We start from the raw sequence: 17,539 nt of genomic DNA on the forward strand, positions 1-17,539 counted from the left end.
TCGCTGACAAAGCCCGATATATCCGCTAACGCGGGGGTACGATTACTCTTGGATGGATAGATGCCTTGTCTCGCAAGCAATGGGTCACAGACTCGGTCGACGTGACAGATGAGAGTGCACGCCTTGATGCACGCCGTGCGCGAGACCATCTGGACACGACGCCTGAAGTCGGTTTCGACGACATCGTCCGTCTCGCCAAACGGCTCTGCCATACGCCCGTTGCAGTGATCAGCCTGATCGAGAGCGAGCGGCAATGGTTCAAGGCCAGCGTAGGCTTCGATTTCAGCGAAACGCTGATCGGCCAGTCCATCTGCAAGCATGTCATCGGGCAACACGGCCTTCTGATCATCCCTGATCTGACCCTGGACCCCCGCACCTGTTCAAATTTGTTGGTCCTGGAGGAGCCGCATTTACGCTTTTATGCCGGAACGCCGCTCATCACTTCGGAGGGGCTGACGCTCGGCACGATCTGCGTCATCGACCATGTCGCCCGGCCCGCGGGGCTGACCGATGATCAGGCGGATAACCTGAAAGCCCTTGCCCGGCAGGTGATGAGCCTTTTGGAAATGCGACGCATCATTGCTGATCGCGACATCCTGCTTGATCAGGCGGAAAGACATCGACGGCACTCGGAGCACGAGCGAATGGAGTTGGCCACTATGTTCGATCAGGCGCCAAGCTTCATGGCCACCTTAAAAGGTCCGGATCATGTTTTCGACCTGGTGAATCCCGCTTATTGCCGGTTGGTCGGGAGCCGGCAGCTCATCGGAAAGTGCTTTGCCGAAGCCCTGCCGGACGCTGCACGGCAGGGTTATGGACGGATGCTGGATGAAGCCAGCCGTTCGGGGGCACCGTTTGTACAGAGAGGGGCCCATTACGCAGTCTAGAGCGATCCCGATGCCCCACCGGAGGATCGCTTTGTTGATTTTGTCTGTCAGCCGACCCGGGACGAACAGGGGGCGGTGACCAGCCTCTTTCTGGAAGGCTCGGACGTGACGGAGCATGTCCTCCAGACAAGGCGGGTTGCTGCCCTTGCCGACCTTGGGGAGACTCTACGCGACCTGAACGATGCCGATGAGATTGCCAAGGCTGCAATGGCATGCCTGGCCAAGGCCATCGGCGGAAATTGCATTGGCTTCGGTAAGGTTGATCTGGACAAGGAGAAGATTGATGTCGGGGTCGACTGGTACGATGCCCACGGTGCCAGCGTCGTTGGCTCTCATAATTTCAGATCGTTTGGATCCCATATTGAGGATCTGAAGCGCGGCGAGACCGTGGTCATTTCCGATGTCCAGAATGACCCGAGAACCGCCAGCGAGGCCGATCGTCTGGAAACGATTCACGCCAGGGCTCTTCTGAACCTGCCGATCATGGTGCGCGGTGTCCTTGATACGGTCATCTTCATCCTGAACGCTCACGCGCGGGACTGGACATCAGAGGAAATCCATCTCGTCCGGCAGGTCGGAGATAGGGCACATGCGGCCATTGCGCGAGTACTGGCCGAACATGAACAACATATTCTTAATGAGGAACTCAGCCATCGCATGAAGAACACCCTGGCAATCGTTCAGGCGATCACCAGTCAAACTCTCCGGGAGGTCCCGGAGAGAGATGCCGTGACGGCACTGACCAGGCGCATCGGCGCGCTGTCGCGCACACATGACGCCCTTCTCAAAACCCGATGGGTGTCCGCCGACCTCGCGGATGTAGCCAGATCGACGCTCTCAACATTCGATCAGGCAGGGAGCATCCATCTGCAGGGCCCAAATCTGAAGATTGGACCGAGGGCCACCTTATCGCTTTCCCTGTTGCTGCACGAAATGGCAACCAATGCCATCAAGTACGGCGCCTTGTCCGTGCCGGACGGACAGGTATCGATCACCTGGACCATCGAGCCGGGAGCGGACGAAGACATGCTCAGCATGGTCTGGACGGAAACGGGCGGCCCTCCGGCATTGCGGCCATCATCCAAAGGCTTCGGGTCAAGACTGATCAGTATGGGGTTGATCGGAACCGGTGACGTGGAGCTTCGTTACGATCCGTCGGGCCTGACAGCTTTCATGCAAGCACCGCTGTCTCAAATGCAGCAGCCCTGACGCGGAAAGACTTGGTGGCCCAGTATGCTCCTTTGAAACGCCAGATTGTGCTCGTCGTTGAAGACGAGCCCATTCTGGGCATGGCTGCGCTCGATATGGTCGAGACTGCTGGATTTGAGGCTGTCGAGGCGACCGACGCCACCGATGCGATCAGGATCCTAGAAGCCTGCCCCGATATCCGCACCGTCTTCACCGATGTCGATATGCCGCGTGGCGTGGACGGCCTGAAGCTGGCTGCGCTCATCCGGGAGCGTTGGCCGCCTATCCACATTATCGTAACGTCCGGAAAGCCTGGAATGGGGTTGATGAAACTGCCCGTCGATTGTGTGTTCTTTGGCAAACCTTATGACGAACAGCGCGTGGTGGCAGAAATGCAAAGGATGAGCAGAGCCTGCTGAGGTCCTCTGGCCGCCAATTATGGATGCTGTCCGGTGCATTTTTTTCATATGCTGATCCATTTGAAAAACATTGATTAAGCAGATCAGGGGTCGCAAAGATCATAGCGTTACTCTGCTTTTGAAGCTCGACAATCACCAGAGGACATGCCTTGCTGCACAGCCAAAGCTTTGAATTTCAACCTGACAGGAGGAAAAATGGCAATCGGTACGGTAAAATGGTATAGTGAGGCGAAGGGCTTTGGTTTTATTGCGCCTGACAATGGCAGCAAGGATGTTTTCGTTCATATCTCCGCCGTTGAGCGCGCAGGACTTGGAACGTTGACTGATGGCCAAAAGATCAATTTCGACGTCGAAACTGGCCGGGATAGACGCGAAAGCGCTGTGAACCTGTCACTTGCTAAATCCTCGTCCTCGTAAGGACTTTGACTTAGGGGCGGCGTTCAACCCGTAAGTGTACAAGATGCGCCCGAGTTTGATAACCTCAGCAATGATGCGATTTTATAGGTCTGAATATCGTCATTACTGACATTCAGATCCGTAGGAGGCTCATTTAAGTTCAGGGGCTTGCGGGTGGGTTGGTGGGGCTTGAACTTAAGAGCGCATAAACCAGCAACGCCCATCCAGCGCCGCCCACCAGTCCGGCGACAGCATCCGTGAGGTAATGAACACCCAAAGCGACGCGGGTCAGGCCTATCATCATGCAAGTTGCAATCGCAGTGCCCATGATCATCAAGCGTGTGGTCGTTTTCCATGACATGCCCGCAAACGCCAGCGCGATGCTGATATAGACTACGCTGCCGTTGAAGACGTGGCCACTCGGGAAGCTATTACCATTTATGGACATGAGATGCGGCACAATGGCAGGTCGTGGACGGCCAAAGCATTCCTTTAGCCAATATTCCAGAAGCATTCCACTGACGATCGCTGTCAGAACCACCAACACCTGAGGCTGACGCCGAAGCATCAGCAAGATCGCCATCGCCATGATGGCTAAAAGATTGCGAACCGGAAATCCGCCCAAGGCGGTCATATCACGAATTGCCACACTCAACCATGCCGGCCCGGATAGTGTCAGTTCTGAAGCGTCACGAAACGCCAACAGGCTCCAGGCATCCACGCGAGCCGTGTAGCCCGTGACCATCGAAATTGCGATACATGCAAAAGCTGTCCAGCACGTCAATGCAATGACCAGCAACCGATGGAAAGCGATGAACTGGCCAAGTTTCCGTAGCGGGTTTTGAGGCAGGTATGCTCTCATAAATTTCTCGGGTTATAATGGTCTGCGCATGGGTGACCAGTCTTCATATTCAAAATAAGGGCTGCATCAGTAATGATGCGGCCCTTATCAATTCATTAGTAGCTTTGAGTTCAGCGGATGGGGCGGGAAGGATCGGACCGCTCGTCGTCGATCTCGACTTCCGTGTGACGAACGCTGTCGGTCACCGTTTGCTGACGCGTATCGCTGGTTTTGCGCAGGCTAACTTCCTCGACAACGCGCGCCTCTTTTGAGACGACCGCCTCCTCGACAAACTCTTCGGCTTCGACCGTCCGGTCCCGGAAAGCGGTGTCGGCATCGGTGACAGCCCGATCGACTGGACGCCGTTCCAGCTCGACACGATCCTCTCGCAAGCTCACCGTTTCGCTGACCGGCTCCTCCACAGTGTATGCCCGGACGCGAACGCGACCGTGGCTGGTGTCTCGCTTGCCAACACGCAGTTGCTCTTCGATGACCGGAATGCTCTCGTCACCGGTTCTGGCGGAAGTGTCGGCATAGCTGCCATCCGCTCCGACGGCTGACCCCATTGTCCTGGCTCCGGTCGCATGGGGGCTCACTTCATAGCCACCCCAGCCTTCCGATCGCCAGCTTTCTTCGCGCTCGGCCAGGTCCACGGTGCCTTCGTCATCCAGAATGTCGAGAACCTGGTCATAGTGAGCGGCCGTCAGGCCAGTCACGGTAACGAGAACCCCACCGCGCGATAGCCCCTCGGCATAGGTGTAGCGGTCTTCGTCGGGAAAGAAGAAATCGCCAAGGCTATCCCAGAATCCCTTGTCGTCGGTCGTCGAGGCCCGCTGCTCCGTGGATTGGGCAGCACCCTCGACTGTTCTGATCTGCGTGCGCGATATCCCAAGCGTCTCGAGCCGCGATACGGCATTCTGGGCATCGGCGTTCGTATCAAACAAGGCGGAGACGGACATGCTTCCGCTGGAGGTACCAGCGTCATTGTCATAGGTCATCGTGAGTTTCCTCTTTGCTGATGATTTGACCCTCAGTCTGAGGGCCGAGATGGTCGATCACGGCGCGCTGACGCCGGGTGGTGACCGGAATGTCGGAGGTTTCCCGGCGTTCGGTGCGGCGGACATGAATCTCCTCGCGCAGCACGAGCTGTCGCGTGATGACGATCCGCTCCTCGACCACGGGAATAATGGTCAGATCCCCTTCGGTCACGATATCAGGGACGACGTCGATATCTCGCTCGATGGGGACCCGGACCACATCCATCTCGACGTCAGAGAAATCGACGGGCACAAGGCTGTCCACTGTCTCGGTGACTGTCGAGACCCTGACCCGGTCTGTCACCCTCTTCCGCTTTGTGACCGTCAGTTGCTCTTCCATGAGCGGGACGGTCTGCTCGGCTTGGTCCTGGTCGTGGTCGCGGTCGTGGTCGTGGTCGTGGTCGTGGTCAGACGTCATCACATCCCTCCGTGATGATCGACAACCTTGTCGTCCACGGTTCGTTCCGATTTCAGGAGGGCAATATAAGTTAGTCTTTACCGCTCCCCTGCCGGGTCTTGTGGAGTTTCCAGCGATCTGAACTGTCGTGGATTGCGGCCAAGGTAACGTTCGGATCAAACTTCCGAATGGCCTATGCTGACTTGGCATCGAGGTGCAGCCGTACCAGTCTATTTGCTAAAATTTTCCATAACGCGCAGTGGGTGCGACCGATGACGGACGCGATGACGGACGCAACGAGCGCTAGGAGCAATTGATAACGCATATGCGAGAGTGATCCGATCCCTCAGTATCATGGTGCTTCCATGCGGCAGAACTCGTGGCGCTGCTACGGTATGGTTACAGTTTGCCTAGGGGCTAAAAGGACGAGCTTTTGCGGCTATTCCGGAACAAGACGAAGCTTCGGGCTCTTGTTTTTTACCCAGTACCCGAGGAGCCCTATGCCCGACGCCCTTACCTTGCCCGAACCGCCCTACCTTGCCAAAACCGTACGAGAGGCGTTGGAAGACAAGGCTGCTCTAACAGGGTGCTGATTTAGTCGGGTCTCGACGTGGTATCTGGAACATGATTCACCATCGGCAAGTAGATGGAGGGTGACGATGCGGGGCACGGACGAAACGAGCGGTTCGCTGTTCAGCTATGTCGATCTGGAGGACCGAATCCCTGCGCATCACCCGCTGCGGAAGATCCGGCAGGTGGTGAATGACGCCCTGGCGAGCCTAGATGCGGATTTCAGCGCGGTTTACGTCGACTTTGGCCGCCCCTCGATCGCGCCGGAGCGGCTGATCCGGGCCAGTCTGATCCAGATCCTGTTCTCGATCCGGTCCGAGCGTCAGCTGATGGAGCAGATGCGCTACAACCTGCTGTTCCGCTGGTTTGTGGGCCTCGGGATCGACGACGCGGTATGGGTCCCCACCGTCTTCTCCAAGAACCGTGATCGGCTTCTGAACAGCGAGATGTCGCGCAAAGTGATGTATGCCATTCTGGCGCATCGCGAGGTGGCGCCGCTTTTGTCGGATGATCATTTCTCGGTCGATGGCACTTTGGTCCAGGCTTGGGCGTCGATGAAGAGTTTCCGGCCAAAGACCGAGGGGACGCAGGGCGACGATGATCAGGGCGAGCCACCTGCCCTTGACGCTGCCGCCGATGACCAACCCACCCTGCCAGAGACCGATCCGATGCCCCGCACCAAACCCAGCCACCGCAATGCCGAAGTCGACTTCAGCGGCGAGAAGCGCTCGAATGCGACCCATGCCTCTACGACCGATCCGGACGCGCGGCTCTACAAGAAAGCGCCTGGCACCGGGGCAGCACTGTGCTTCATCGGTCATGCTTTGATGGAAAACCGCAATGGTTTCGTCGTCCAGGCGGATCTGACCCGCGCGAGTGGCCGTGCTGAAAGCCAGGCGGCAATCGATATGATCCACCGTCACTCCCCGGGCTCGACCCGACGGCTGACGCTCGGCGCCGACAAGGGATATGACGCGGCACAGTTCGTCGTCGATCTGCGGCAGGCCTGCATCACCCCACATATCGCACAAAAATCGCGTCATTCAGCGATCGACGGGCGCACCACCAGGCACAAGGGCTACGCCCTGTCCCTCAGGCACCGCAAACGGATCGAAGAGGCTTTTGGCTGGGCCAAAACCATCGGAGGCGCCGCCCAGACTGCCTACCGCGGCATCGAACGCGTAAGAGCGAGCTTCATCATGACGCTTGCCGCCGGAAATCTCGCCAGACTGCCGAAGCTACTCGCAGCATGAGCAGAAGACGCGGTCGCAAAGCGGCCAAGGCCCTCACCTAACCCGGTTGCACAAACAAAATCTCCATCAGAACAAAGAACAACGTTCTCAGCCCAGGACTAAATCAGCAGCCTGTTAACGTCCTTCCATCAGTTCGATCCCATGCAGAGCTTCTTGCATAGGTATATCCTTTAAAGTATATACGGATATACAGCAAAGGATAGAGCCATGACCATCCTTATCAAAGGCGGTGAAATCGACGACCTCATTGCGAAATATTGTGCGATAACAGGGGTTAAGAACAAGAGCGAAGCAGTCCGTCAGGCACTTGCTGCGCAAATTTCTGCCCTTTCTGCGAAGGAAAGCTTGGCTGACCGCATTGCAGCGATCCAAAGGCGCGCAGCGGCTTCTGGCATCACGGCCGATGGCCGCGATGATAAGGCGTTCATGGATGCGATGTGGGGTGAGGAGTGATGTTCATCGACGCGAGTGCCTTGGTGGCCGTACTGAAGAACGAACCCGAAGCGCCAGGACTGATGAAGGCGATGGAGGCAGCGCGGGGAAAGCTGCGCATTTCACCTGTTGTTCGCTTGGAGGCGACGCTTGCCCTAGCCAGAACGCGCCGGGACGCGCGAAGCGCGGGCCCGGCGACAGGTGAGGATTTCCAGATCGCTTCCGATCTGGTCAATGACCTGCTCGATGCCATTCAGGCGCAGGAGATGATGATCTCGTCCAGCATGGGCCGCGCTGCGATCGAGGCTCTTGCCACTTATGGAAAGCTCGTCGGGCATCCTGCACAGCTTAACATGGGCGATGCTCTGTCGTACGCATGCGCCAAGTCGCATTATGTCCCCCTGCTCTACAAAGGCAGCGACTTCTCAGAGACAGATCTTGCTTGACGCAACGAGAGACTAGAACGGCCCCATGAAAGTCACCCACACTGAAACGATGTTCACTATGACTGGCAAGTATTGGTCCGGCACATACCCCCTCACGGAACTTCCCAAATGGCTTACTTTCTACCAACGGCTACGAGAAGATTTTCCGAAATCAGGAAAATCATATGATAATTGCATTCAGGAACTGGAGGAATTATCGCAGACACTAAAGCGTCTTCCTGATAAAAATTAAACCTTAGGATCACCTACGCCGTTTTTATAATTCGCACTCTTATCGGCATTGTTGCAGAACTCTGACTTCGGACGATTCACAAAGTGAATCCATGCGGTTAGATGGGTTGCATGAGCAAGCCTCCCCCCGCCCGCTACCGCACGACGAACTGGTCCAGCTATAATGCGGCGCTGCGTAGGCGTGGCTCGATGCTGATCTGGGTCGATCAAGACATGGCCTGGCTGGCGCCGCGTGAAGGCCGCCCCGGCCGCCCTTCCGTCTTCTCCGATGCTGCCATCCAGTTCTGTCTTTCGGTCAAGGTTCTGTTCAAGCTGCCCTTGCGACAGACCGCGGGGATGGTGGCCAGCCTGCTCCGATTGGCGGGGCTGGACTGGCCCGTGCCCGACTTCAGCACCCTGTGTCGTAGACAGAGGACCTTGGCTGTTCAGATCCCATATCGCCGTATCGATGGCCCGCTCAATCTGCTTGTGGATAGCACGGGCATCAAGTTCCTCGGAGATGGCGAATGGCAAGCCCGCAAGCACGGCGTCCAAGGCCGACGTCAGTGGCGCAAGGTCCATCTCGTCATGGATACGGCGACTTCCGACATTCGGGCTTTAGAGTTCACCCCCAGCAGCGACGGTGACAGTCCAATCCTACCCGAGTTGCTTGGCCAGATCCCCGAGGACGAGCAGATCGGAACGGTGACAGCTGATGGTGCCTACGACACCCGCCGCTGCCACACGGCCATCACCCAACGTGGGGCCATCCCAATCATCCCGATCCGGAAGAACGGACGCGCCTGGAAGGAAGACTGCCCGGCAGCGAAGGCTCGGAACGAGACGCTTCGCGCCACGAAGCACTACGGCAGGGCATTCTGGAAACACTGGACCGGATACCACGCCCGAAGCCGTGTCGAGGCCAAGATGCGATGTCTCAAGGCATTCGGCGAACGCATCGCCGCACGAGACCCCGACCGCCAGACCGCCGAGATCCACATCCGCGTTGCTCTCATGAACCGCTTCTCAGCCCTCGGCACCGCCGAAATCGTTCGCGTGGCATAATGTGAGCGGGGTAGGGGGAAATCACGCCTCAGGCCTCAGTTCTGCAACAACGCCGTAGAATGAGGAGGAAGTGACAGTGAAGCACTCGATGATTTCCGCTGTCAGCGCGCTGGCGCTGAGCGTCGCAATTGGCCTTGCCCCCGCCATGGCCGAAGATGTGACGTGGGAAGATATTCTCAACGATCACGAAACGACCAATGATGTCCTTATGTATGGCATGGGCAACAACGCACAGCGTTATTCGTCTTTGGATCAGATCAATGTCGAGACGGTCAAGCACATGCGCCCAGCCTGGGCTTTCAGCTTCGGCGACGAGAAACAGCGCGGGCAGGAAACACAGGCGCTAGTCCATGACGGCGTGATCTACATCACCGGCAGCTATAGCCGAATGTGGGCGCTGGATGCTAAGACTGGCGAGCGTCTGTGGAAATTCGAGGCCCGCCTGCCCGACGATATCCGCCCCTGCTGTGACGTCGTGAACCGCGGCGCGGCAATCTATGGCGACAAGGTCTTTTTTGGCGCGCTCGATGCCAGCATCTACGCGTTGAACAAGGACACCGGAGAGGTTGTCTGGCGCGAGAAATTTGGCGATCACAAGGTCGGCTACACGATGACTGGCGCTCCCACGATCATCAAGGACGCCGAGACCGACCGCGTCATGCTGATTCACGGCAGTTCGGGTGACGAGTTCGGCGTTGTCGGCCAGCTCTACGCCCGCGACCCAGATACCGGCGAAGAGATATGGATGCTTCCCTTCGTTGAAGGACATACCGGCCGCATGAACGGTGAAGAAAGCCGGCCGACAGGTGATGCCAGTGCACCGAGCTGGCCCGTGAACGAAGATGGCAGCAAGGTTGAGGCTTGGAACCATGGTGGCGGTGCACCTTGGCAATCAGCAGCCTTTGACCCCAAGACGAACACGATCATCGTCGGCGCTGGCAATCCCGCGCCATGGAACACTTGGGAACGCTCGCAGGGCGAGAATTATTGGGATTACGACAGCCTCTATACTTCGGGACAGGGGTACGTGAACCCGACCACTGGTGAGCTGGTCGGCTTCTACCAGCATACGCCGAATGATGCCTGGGACTTCTCGGGTAATAACGAAATCGTCCTGTTCGACTATACCGACAAGGACGGCAATACCCATCGCGCCGGCGCCCATGCCGACCGGAACGGGTTCTTCTATGTCACAGACATCGACGCCCTATCCGAGCGCGGCGGCGACATCAACCGGCCCACCGCGCTGCTGAACGCCTTCCCGTTCGTGGACAACATCACTTGGGCCAGCCACATTGATCTGGAAACCGGCCGGCCTGTCGAAAACGAGGGCCAGCGCCCGCCTCTGCCCGCAGAAGGTGAGACCCGCGGTGCGACCATCCAGGTCTCTCCCCCGTTCCTTGGCGGCAAAAACTGGCAACCGATGTCCTATTCGCAGGATACTGGTTTGTTCTATGTTCCCGCCAACAACTGGACTGAGGATTACTGGACTGAGAACATTACCTATCAAGCCGGCGCGGCCTATCTGGGCCAAGGCTTCCGTATCAAGCGTATGTACGACGATCACATTGGCACATTGCGGGCCTATGATCCGGCAACAGGCGAGATGAAATGGGAGCACAAGGAAGAACTTCCTCTGTGGGCCGGCACCCTTGCGACCGGTGGAAACCTTGTCTTCACCGGCACTTCGGACGGCTTTGTGAAAGCGTTCAATGCCGAGAGTGGTGAGGAGCTGTGGTCCTTCCAAACTGGATCGGGAATCATCTCGATGCCGATCACATGGGAAGACGATGGAAAGCAGTATTTGGGCATCGCATCCGGTTATGGGGGGGCAGTGCCGCTGTGGGGTGGTGACATGGCGCAACTGACTACCGAGGTCAGCCAAGGTGGATCGTTCTGGGTCTTCGAGGTCCCCGATGAGCTCCTTGCCTCTGCCAAGTAAGATGAGTGTGGGCGGAAGCGAAGGCTCCCGCCCCTTCGGCTGAAGCCCTGTATCGCGCAAAAGGATTGCTGCCTTGTCTCGTTCAATTCTGCCCCTTGTGGCCATGCTTCTGACTGCGCCCCTTTTCGCCCTGCCGCAGGTGGGGCAGGCCGAGGCGGTCCGTCTGACCGCCGGGCAAACCGACTATCCAGTCATCGTCGACACGGAAACTCCCGCCGTCGGACCGCTGATAATTGACGGCTGCACGCTTGAGCCGGGTGCCGTCTGTCCCGGCGTCGATCTGTCCCATACGGACCTGTCAGGTATCAACTTAAACGGGGCGGATCTGTCCGGTGCCCATATGGCTCGGGTCGATCTGACCGGCGCTCAGTTGCGTGGGGCGGATGTTTCGGGCGCCGATCTGCGTGGCGCCAAGATGCATATGGCGCAGATGCCGGGTCTGGTAGCCGTGGGTGCAGACCTGACAGGCGCCAATTTAGAAGGAACACGCCTGGCCGGCGCCGACTTTACTGATGCAAACCTCACGGCCGCGACACTGGAGGCTGCATGGGCGCCCAAGACCCGCTTTGTACGCGCCACTCTTGTCGCCGCTAATCTGTCCGAGACCAAGTTTTATAATGCCGACATGGCGCAGGCGACGCTTGGCGACAACAACAATCGCTTCACCATCTGGGAGGGCGTCCATATGGAGGGTTGCACCGGGTGCCCGGTCGACTGGTAGTGCTGGCTCTGCTAATTTCCTCGGCCCGCGCCACGGCCGAAGTTCCGGATGCGGTGGCTCAAGCCATTATGACCTGCCGGGCGATTGAGGGTTCGGACCAACGGCTCGACTGCTTTGACGCGATACAAGTTGTGCCCCCTGGTGTGGCCCGGCATTTCGATGGGTTTGGAACGGGGTCTATTCCGCAGTTTCACGCAGAGGCCGGAACCGTGGTCGAATACGAAAGCGGTGACGCGATCCTGCTGATCGATCTGCTGGACGCTCGCGGCGAGGTGCTACGCAATCTCCATCGCGCGGGATCGGGCATTGGCCAACATGTCTTTGATAGGTCAGGCTTATACAAAATGCGGGTCACGGCAACGGGGACTTGGCAAATCAGGTTGAATGACCCCCGACCGCATAGGGGACCGAAAAGAAAAATTGAGACAGGATCAGAATAGAGCAGCGCTTTGATAAGTGGACCTGGTGCGTCATACCCAGCATCCCTTAAATACGACAGCCCGGCGGGACCCGTCGTGACAAGCGCCGCAGGCCCCTGTTCAATCCGGACACGAGGGCGCAAGATTGTAGAACGCGCGTTTGGGAAAGGCACGCCATGGCATTTGATCCCCGAGTACCCGAGCCGCTTGACCCGGCACCCTTATCATTTCGTGCCGCGCTGATCGTCGAGGATCATCCGCTTTTCGGTGATGCCTTGGCTATGACCTTGCAATCGGTCTCGGGGATCCGACGAGTCATCCATGCCGAAAGTCTTGCGCAGGCGAGCAATCATCTGGCCAATGGGGCTAATGTGGATGTGATCCTTTTGGATCTAAACCTCCCCGATGTTGATGGCCTTGAAGGCCTTCTGCATTTACGCCGAGCGGCGCCTCGCGTTCCTGTCCTGGTCGTTACCTCGGTTAATGAAACCCGAATCATTCGCGCCGCCTTGGCAGGTGGGGCTTCAGGGTTTGTTCCAAAGCACTCACGGCGAGAGGTGTTTCGATCTGCCTTCGAGGCGTTGGCCGCCGGTGAAATTTATGCTCCCGGGCTGCCTGCTGAAGTGGAGCACGAAAACCTGCACGGTGACGCAATCGAAGCGGTGGTCCAGCGCCTATCTCAACTGACGCGCCAGCAAGCGCGTATTCTTGAACTTATCTGCGAAGGAAGACTAAATAAGCAAATCGCTTATGAACTGTCGATTGCGGAGACAACGGTTAAGGCGCACGTTACAGCAATCATGCGAAAGATGGGTGTGTCGACGCGGACACAGGCCGTGTTGATGGCGCAAGATGTGAAATTGAGGGGACGCATTGCAGACGCTGCAAACGGTGCTGCCTGACGCAGCCAAGCTGAGACCGCGCGTCGCCACGGTGCCTCTGCGGGGCATGGACCCAGTGGCGGCGCTCTCCACACAGCTCGGTCCCGGTCCTTTTGCCTTGGTCCTATTGTTTGTCGGCGCTGGTGCCGATCTTCCGCAGCTTCTTAACCGCGCGTCTGCATTTTTTGGCCAAAGCGCTGTTGCGGGCTGCACCACGGCAGGTGAGCTGGGTGAGGACGGCTATACCGATCGTAGCCTTGTGGCCGTAGCATTTCCCGCAATGGGTTTTGCCGCACGTACAGTCCTGATCGACCCTATTGATGCAATAAACACTCATAACATGATCGCTCAACTGCAGGAGATCCGGCAGGATCTATGGCGCCGTGCCGAAGAGATGCCGCAGGAACTGGCAGTTCTGCTGGTCGATGGTATGTCCGGATGCGAGGAAAGCCTTGTGGCCTCGCTTACTGGAGGGCTCGGCCCTGTGCGGATCGTCGGTGGGTCGGCGGGCGACTGGCGCGTCTTTCGTCAGACGCATGTTTTTTGCGGCGAGCGGCTTCGCAGCCGTACTGCGGCTGTCCTTTGCCTTCTTCGCAGCCGGATGGCGATGCGGACATTCTCGTTCAACTCAGCCAGACCCTCGCGCACGCAAATGGTGGTCACGCGAGCCGATCCGGCCAAACGCGCGGTGCTGCGCATAAATGATGAGCCAGCAGCACGCGAATATGCCCGGCTTCTGGGCTGCGAAGTTGATGAGCTTAGCCCCGAGATGTTTGCGACCCGACCGGTGATGGTTCGTGCCGGGGGACGGCATTTTGTCCGCGCGATCCGGGGCGTCGGGCCGGACGACGCGCTGATGTTCTTTGGCGCCGTGGCCGAGGGCATGGTGCTGACGCTGGCCGAAGAGTCCGATACGGTGACACATCTGGATACCGCTCTTTCAGGTCTCGCAGCGCAGGGCACTCCACGTCTGGTCTTGGGCTTCGATTGCATTTTCCGCCGCATGGATGCCGAGGTACGCCAGCAAACACGGGCGATCTCGGATCTGCTGGCCCAACATAGGGTCGTGGGCTTCTCGACCTATGGTGAGCAGACAGGCGGGATGCACCTGAATCAGACTCTAACTGGGGTTGCCTTCTACGATCCTTTGCAAACATGAACGACGACCTGCCAGCCGATATTGACCGGATGATGGCACCTGGCGACGATGCCGACCGGCGCCATCAAAAGCTGCAAGTGATCGCTCAGGCTTTAATCCGCCAGATTGAGGATCCCCCGCAGGAGACGGCTAGCGGCTATGCACAATTTCAGCGCGCAGCGCTGCTAGAGGACGAGGTTCGCACCCGTACGCGAGAACTCGAACATGCGCTGGACCTGCTAAATGCCTCAAATGCCAGCTTGCAGCAGGCCTACCGCGAGAAAGAGGCCGCGCGTCAAAATCTCTCCGCCGCAATTGAGGCAGTGCAGGAGGGGTTTGCACTTTTCGATGCCGATGACATTCTGGTAATGTGCAATTCTCGCTTTAACGCGATGTTGCCTGACATCATCGAGCGACTGCGGCCGGGCCTCGATTTCGAGACCTATCTACGACTCGTCGCAAGCTCCATCCATTTTACCCCTCCGGTAGGAATGTCTCCCGACGGCTGGATCGAGATGCGCCGTCGCCGCCACGCCGAACGGCACTTCATCTTGACGCAGGAATTGGCGAAGGGTCGGCTTGTACAGGTCTCTGAACAGCGGATGGCCGATGGAGGCACCGCGATCCTGCAGACCGAGGTGACAGACCTGATCCGGGCCGAACGCGCTGAGCGAGGGCGCCTTCTGGACGACCAGGCGGCCATCCTGAAGGCTACGCTGGAACACCTTCCGCTTGCTGTGTGCCTGTTCGACAGCCGGCTGCGGTTGCTGGCATGGAATGAGAACCTCACAAAAATGCTGACACTGCCGGTGACGCGACTGCGCGAGGGCACTCATTTTGATGAGATCTGGCAGCAACTGCGCTCCAAGCTCGACTTTCCAGCACAAAAAGGAGCGAACCTGTTGGCCGATTGGGCCCGGTCGGTCCGGCGTCGTGATAGCTTTGCGGTACAGGTCATGCGCGATTCCGGAACGGGTGAAGCGCGTACCCTGGCAATCTACGCGCAAGAAATTCAGGACGGCGGATTTGTGTTATCGATCGACGACATTACCGATTACAGCCGTGCATTGGAAAGCGTCAACCGAGCCAATGAGACATTGGAAGCTCGTGTCGCAAATCGCACTGAAGAACTGCAGGATGCATTGGCGCAAGCTGAGCGGGCCAATGCTTCTCGCGCACGTTTTGTGGCTGCGGTCGGCCATGACTTGATGCAGCCTTTGTCTGCGGCAACACTATTCGTCGGATCGCTGCTGGAGGATGTCTCTCTACCTACATCTCGCGCAAAGCTGGAAAAGGTCCAGCGCTCGTTGGACAGCGTCAGCGGACTGATAGAAGCGCTTTTAGACATCTCGCGCCTTGAGGCAGGGCAGGCGGCGCTTACAGTAGAGCCGGTTGCTCTCGCTCCACTATTCGAACAATTGCGTGAAGAATTTACTCCTGTCGCACAGGCCAAGGGCCTTGAGCTGGTTGTGCGGCCGGCGCAGGGGTGGGTCAGTTCTGACCGGCTTTATCTTCGACGTATCCTCCAGAACCTGCTGGCAAATGCGATCCGCTACACGGACAGTGGCCGAGTGCTTTTGGCCGCCCGACCGCGGGCAGGGCGGGTGCTCTTGCAGGTGCGCGACACTGGCCGTGGCATTCCTGAGAGGGATCATCGCCTCGTCTTCGCCGAATTCAAACGGCTGGATGCGAAGGCCTCAGCTTCGGAGGGGTTGGGCCTTGGGCTTGCCATCGTCGATCGGGCGGCCGCGCTGCTTGGCCACACGCTAACGCTGCGGTCAGCGCCTGCTTGTGGCTCGACCTTCGGGATCGAGGTGGCGACAACGGCGGTCCGACCACCCGACCGACGCATGGTCTATAGTGGGCTAGTGCCCGGGGCGGAGGACCGTCCCGAGATTACTGCTCTCATCGTTGAGAACGATCCTGCAATGATGCAGGCACTGACCGGCCTTCTTGAGCAGTGGGGCGTCAACGTTCTGGACGTGCCTTGCGGTGAGGATGCAATTACACTGCTGGATGACACTGGTGTTGAACCAGAGTTGTGCATCGTCGACTTCCAACTGGGCGCCGGGATGGACGGGCTGGTTTGCCTTGGAAAGCTGAAGAGCCGACTCGGCACGACCAGCCTCTGCTGGATGATGAGCGCTAGCCGGTCCGAGGTGCTGCATAGCCGTGCCGCTGATCTAGGCGTAACACTACTCAGCAAGCCGATCGCACCAGCCACACTGGCCCAGATTGTTGCTGAAGTGCGGGATCTGCCACGCTAGTCTAAGCCGCAATAAAGGTATCAAGTGTTCACAATACAATAGTGCACCGCTTCCGTGCCACCTCCATTGTGTCATCGCAGGATGTCTCGGAGGTGCGATAAAAAGCTTTTGACTGCAAAGAATTCGGATATATCGTCAGTTTAGGTTTAGTCTTTTCGACTAGATGAAGCGTGGTGCTAGGGAGCGGCCGGGACATCCCCTTCGCTAGCAGGCCGGCTCTCGCGTTGGGGTTACGATACCCATTTGATGCTTACGTTTGGTCGTGAAAGAAATGGGCGTAGGTCGTATACGGCATGGCGATGCCTGAGGCGTCCAGCGCCTTGTAGGCCCCGACGATGACGCTGCATGATGCTTACGATGCTTCGCGAGGTGAGTGACATACGGGGCATAGCCATCCGTGATTGGCAGTTATCCGTCATAAGGCTAGAGAATTTTGAAGAATTGTTGTGGCCCAAGACGCTGTAAGCACCAACTTTCATAACAGGCAGCTGCGTGCTCTTCTCGTCGATCTTTCCGGGCCCTCTAAACGGCCGAGGCCCGTGCAAGCTCACCGGGGCTGACTGAGGAAATTCTGGTTATCAGAGGCAAGCATATCGCTGCGACCAGGCCGCAGACCCTCGGGCAACTCCGGAAGTCCAATATCTTACCCTATTGTGGCAAAGCGGATGCTTGACCATCTTCGGTCCCTATCAGACTTGTCCACAAAAGGTACGTTTTTCGGACTTGCACTGGAACTGTCCAAAAATGTGCTATGAGGTGAGTATTTGGACAACTTGATTATTGGACGAGTTTGTGGACATTTGCCAATAATCGGCCGCTCCGAATGGTCCTTCTCAAGGAAAATAGATGTCACTCATCGGATACGCGCGCGTCTCGGCCTCCGAACAGGATCTTGCCCTTCAGTGTGACGCGCTGGTGGCCGCTGGTGTGACGCGTATCTTTGAAGATCGAGGAGTGTCCGGTGCCAAGGTCGAGCGGGCCGGGCTGAATGCGGCGCTCGCTTTCCTAGGTGTTCTATCCCGGATGATCA

General features: G+C 57.9%; 17 protein-coding genes. 14 read left to right on the top strand and 3 right to left on the bottom strand.

The genetic code is table 11. The features are described 5' to 3' along the window. Positions 1-65: 65 nt before the first annotated feature. The 4 genes from TW83_RS21185 (at position 66) to TW83_RS19970 (ending at position 2,911) form a co-directional block, all read left to right on the top strand. A complete protein-coding gene (locus tag TW83_RS21185) occupies positions 66-887 on the top strand; it encodes a GAF domain-containing protein (protein ID WP_162198061.1) in 822 nt (273 codons plus the stop codon). Positions 888-962: 75 nt separating this feature from the next. Continuing rightward, entirely contained in the window at positions 963-2,096 is a 1,134-nt protein-coding gene (locus TW83_RS14780; protein ID WP_052714919.1) for an HWE histidine kinase domain-containing protein, read from the top strand. 14 nt (positions 2,097-2,110) lie between these two features. Beyond that, a complete protein-coding gene (locus TW83_RS14785; protein WP_045983551.1) occupies positions 2,111-2,494 on the top strand; it encodes a response regulator in 384 nt (127 codons plus the stop codon). 195 nt (positions 2,495-2,689) lie between these two features. After that, the gene (locus TW83_RS19970; RefSeq protein WP_084697545.1) at positions 2,690-2,911 is read left to right on the top strand and encodes a cold-shock protein; all 222 of its coding nucleotides are present in this window, start codon (positions 2,690-2,692) and stop codon (positions 2,909-2,911) included. 139 nt (positions 2,912-3,050) lie between these two features. Here the strand turns inward: TW83_RS19970 and TW83_RS14790 are convergent, their stop codons facing one another. The 3 genes from TW83_RS14790 to TW83_RS14800 all read right to left on the bottom strand — a co-directional run bounded on the left by TW83_RS14790 (position 3,051) and on the right by TW83_RS14800 (position 5,186). Beyond that, complete coding sequence (locus TW83_RS14790; protein WP_045983536.1) at positions 3,051-3,752, bottom strand: phosphatase PAP2 family protein; 702 nt, start codon at positions 3,750-3,752, stop codon at positions 3,051-3,053. Between the two features lie 110 nt (positions 3,753-3,862). Further along, complete coding sequence (locus tag TW83_RS14795; RefSeq protein ID WP_045983537.1) at positions 3,863-4,729, bottom strand: YsnF/AvaK domain-containing protein; 867 nt, start codon at positions 4,727-4,729, stop codon at positions 3,863-3,865. Next, entirely contained in the window at positions 4,719-5,186 is a 468-nt protein-coding gene (locus TW83_RS14800) for a DUF2382 domain-containing protein (protein WP_045983538.1), read from the bottom strand. Before TW83_RS14800 ends, TW83_RS14795 begins: the two co-directional genes overlap by 11 nt. A 638-nt stretch (positions 5,187-5,824) precedes the next feature. Here TW83_RS14800 and TW83_RS14805 point away from each other — a divergent pair. The 10 genes from TW83_RS14805 to TW83_RS14850 form a co-directional block, all read left to right on the top strand. Next, positions 5,825-6,988 carry an IS5 family transposase gene (locus tag TW83_RS14805; protein WP_045983539.1) on the top strand — a complete coding sequence of 388 codons (1,164 nt, stop codon included), beginning with the start codon at positions 5,825-5,827 and terminating at the stop codon, positions 6,986-6,988. 207 nt (positions 6,989-7,195) lie between these two features. Further along, the gene (locus TW83_RS14810; RefSeq protein ID WP_045983540.1) at positions 7,196-7,441 is read left to right on the top strand and encodes a type II toxin-antitoxin system VapB family antitoxin; all 246 of its coding nucleotides are present in this window, start codon (positions 7,196-7,198) and stop codon (positions 7,439-7,441) included. Next, complete coding sequence (locus TW83_RS14815) at positions 7,441-7,866, top strand: type II toxin-antitoxin system VapC family toxin (RefSeq protein WP_045983541.1); 426 nt, start codon at positions 7,441-7,443, stop codon at positions 7,864-7,866. Before TW83_RS14810 ends, TW83_RS14815 begins: the two co-directional genes overlap by 1 nt. A 342-nt stretch (positions 7,867-8,208) precedes the next feature. Beyond that, on the top strand, positions 8,209-9,141 hold the full coding sequence (locus TW83_RS14820) for an IS5 family transposase (protein ID WP_045983542.1): 933 nt from the start codon (positions 8,209-8,211) through the stop codon (positions 9,139-9,141). Positions 9,142-9,229: 88 nt separating this feature from the next. Continuing rightward, the gene (locus TW83_RS14825) at positions 9,230-11,083 is read left to right on the top strand and encodes a PQQ-dependent methanol/ethanol family dehydrogenase (protein WP_045983552.1); all 1,854 of its coding nucleotides are present in this window, start codon (positions 9,230-9,232) and stop codon (positions 11,081-11,083) included. 73 nt (positions 11,084-11,156) lie between these two features. Continuing rightward, on the top strand, positions 11,157-11,804 hold the full coding sequence (locus TW83_RS14830) for a pentapeptide repeat-containing protein (protein ID WP_239441385.1): 648 nt from the start codon (positions 11,157-11,159) through the stop codon (positions 11,802-11,804). Between the two features lie 595 nt (positions 11,805-12,399). Beyond that, a complete protein-coding gene (locus tag TW83_RS19980) occupies positions 12,400-13,125 on the top strand; it encodes a response regulator transcription factor (protein WP_084697551.1) in 726 nt (241 codons plus the stop codon). After that, positions 13,097-14,263 (top strand): FIST N-terminal domain-containing protein, encoded by a 1,167-nt coding sequence (locus TW83_RS14840; RefSeq protein ID WP_052714920.1) that lies wholly within the window; start codon positions 13,097-13,099, stop codon positions 14,261-14,263. Before TW83_RS19980 ends, TW83_RS14840 begins: the two co-directional genes overlap by 29 nt. Next, on the top strand, positions 14,260-16,509 hold the full coding sequence (locus TW83_RS14845) for a PAS-domain containing protein (RefSeq protein ID WP_045983544.1): 2,250 nt from the start codon (positions 14,260-14,262) through the stop codon (positions 16,507-16,509). The genes TW83_RS14840 and TW83_RS14845 overlap by 4 nt, the downstream gene beginning before the upstream one ends. Positions 16,510-17,355: 846 nt before the next feature. After that, positions 17,356-17,539 (top strand): recombinase family protein (locus TW83_RS14850; RefSeq protein WP_045983545.1); only part of this gene is annotated, 184 nt, incomplete at its 3' end.

This window comes from Paracoccus sp. S4493, from assembly GCF_000967735.1.
Lineage (GTDB): Bacteria > Pseudomonadota > Alphaproteobacteria > Rhodobacterales > Rhodobacteraceae > Paracoccus > Paracoccus marcusii.

Excerpts from the sequence above, each read along its gene's own strand:
- TW83_RS14820 (WP_045983542.1), top strand. The coding sequence starts at position 8,209 with ATGAGCAAGCCTCCCCCCGCCCGCTACCGCACGACGAACTGGTCCAGC.
- TW83_RS19970 (WP_084697545.1), top strand. The coding sequence starts at position 2,690 with ATGGCAATCGGTACGGTAAAATGGTATAGTGAGGCGAAGGGCTTTGGT.
- TW83_RS19980 (WP_084697551.1), top strand. The coding sequence starts at position 12,400 with ATGGCATTTGATCCCCGAGTACCCGAGCCGCTTGACCCGGCACCCTTA.
- TW83_RS14810 (WP_045983540.1), top strand. The coding sequence starts at position 7,196 with ATGACCATCCTTATCAAAGGCGGTGAAATCGACGACCTCATTGCGAAA.
- TW83_RS14825 (WP_045983552.1), top strand. The coding sequence starts at position 9,230 with ATGATTTCCGCTGTCAGCGCGCTGGCGCTGAGCGTCGCAATTGGCCTT.
- TW83_RS14790 (WP_045983536.1), bottom strand. The coding sequence starts at position 3,752 with ATGAGAGCATACCTGCCTCAAAACCCGCTACGGAAACTTGGCCAGTTC.
- TW83_RS14800 (WP_045983538.1), bottom strand. The coding sequence starts at position 5,186 with ATGACGTCTGACCACGACCACGACCACGACCACGACCGCGACCACGAC.
- TW83_RS14815 (WP_045983541.1), top strand. The coding sequence starts at position 7,441 with ATGTTCATCGACGCGAGTGCCTTGGTGGCCGTACTGAAGAACGAACCC.
- TW83_RS14845 (WP_045983544.1), top strand. The coding sequence starts at position 14,260 with ATGAACGACGACCTGCCAGCCGATATTGACCGGATGATGGCACCTGGC.
- TW83_RS14805 (WP_045983539.1), top strand. The coding sequence starts at position 5,825 with ATGCGGGGCACGGACGAAACGAGCGGTTCGCTGTTCAGCTATGTCGAT.
- TW83_RS14795 (WP_045983537.1), bottom strand. The coding sequence starts at position 4,729 with ATGACCTATGACAATGACGCTGGTACCTCCAGCGGAAGCATGTCCGTC.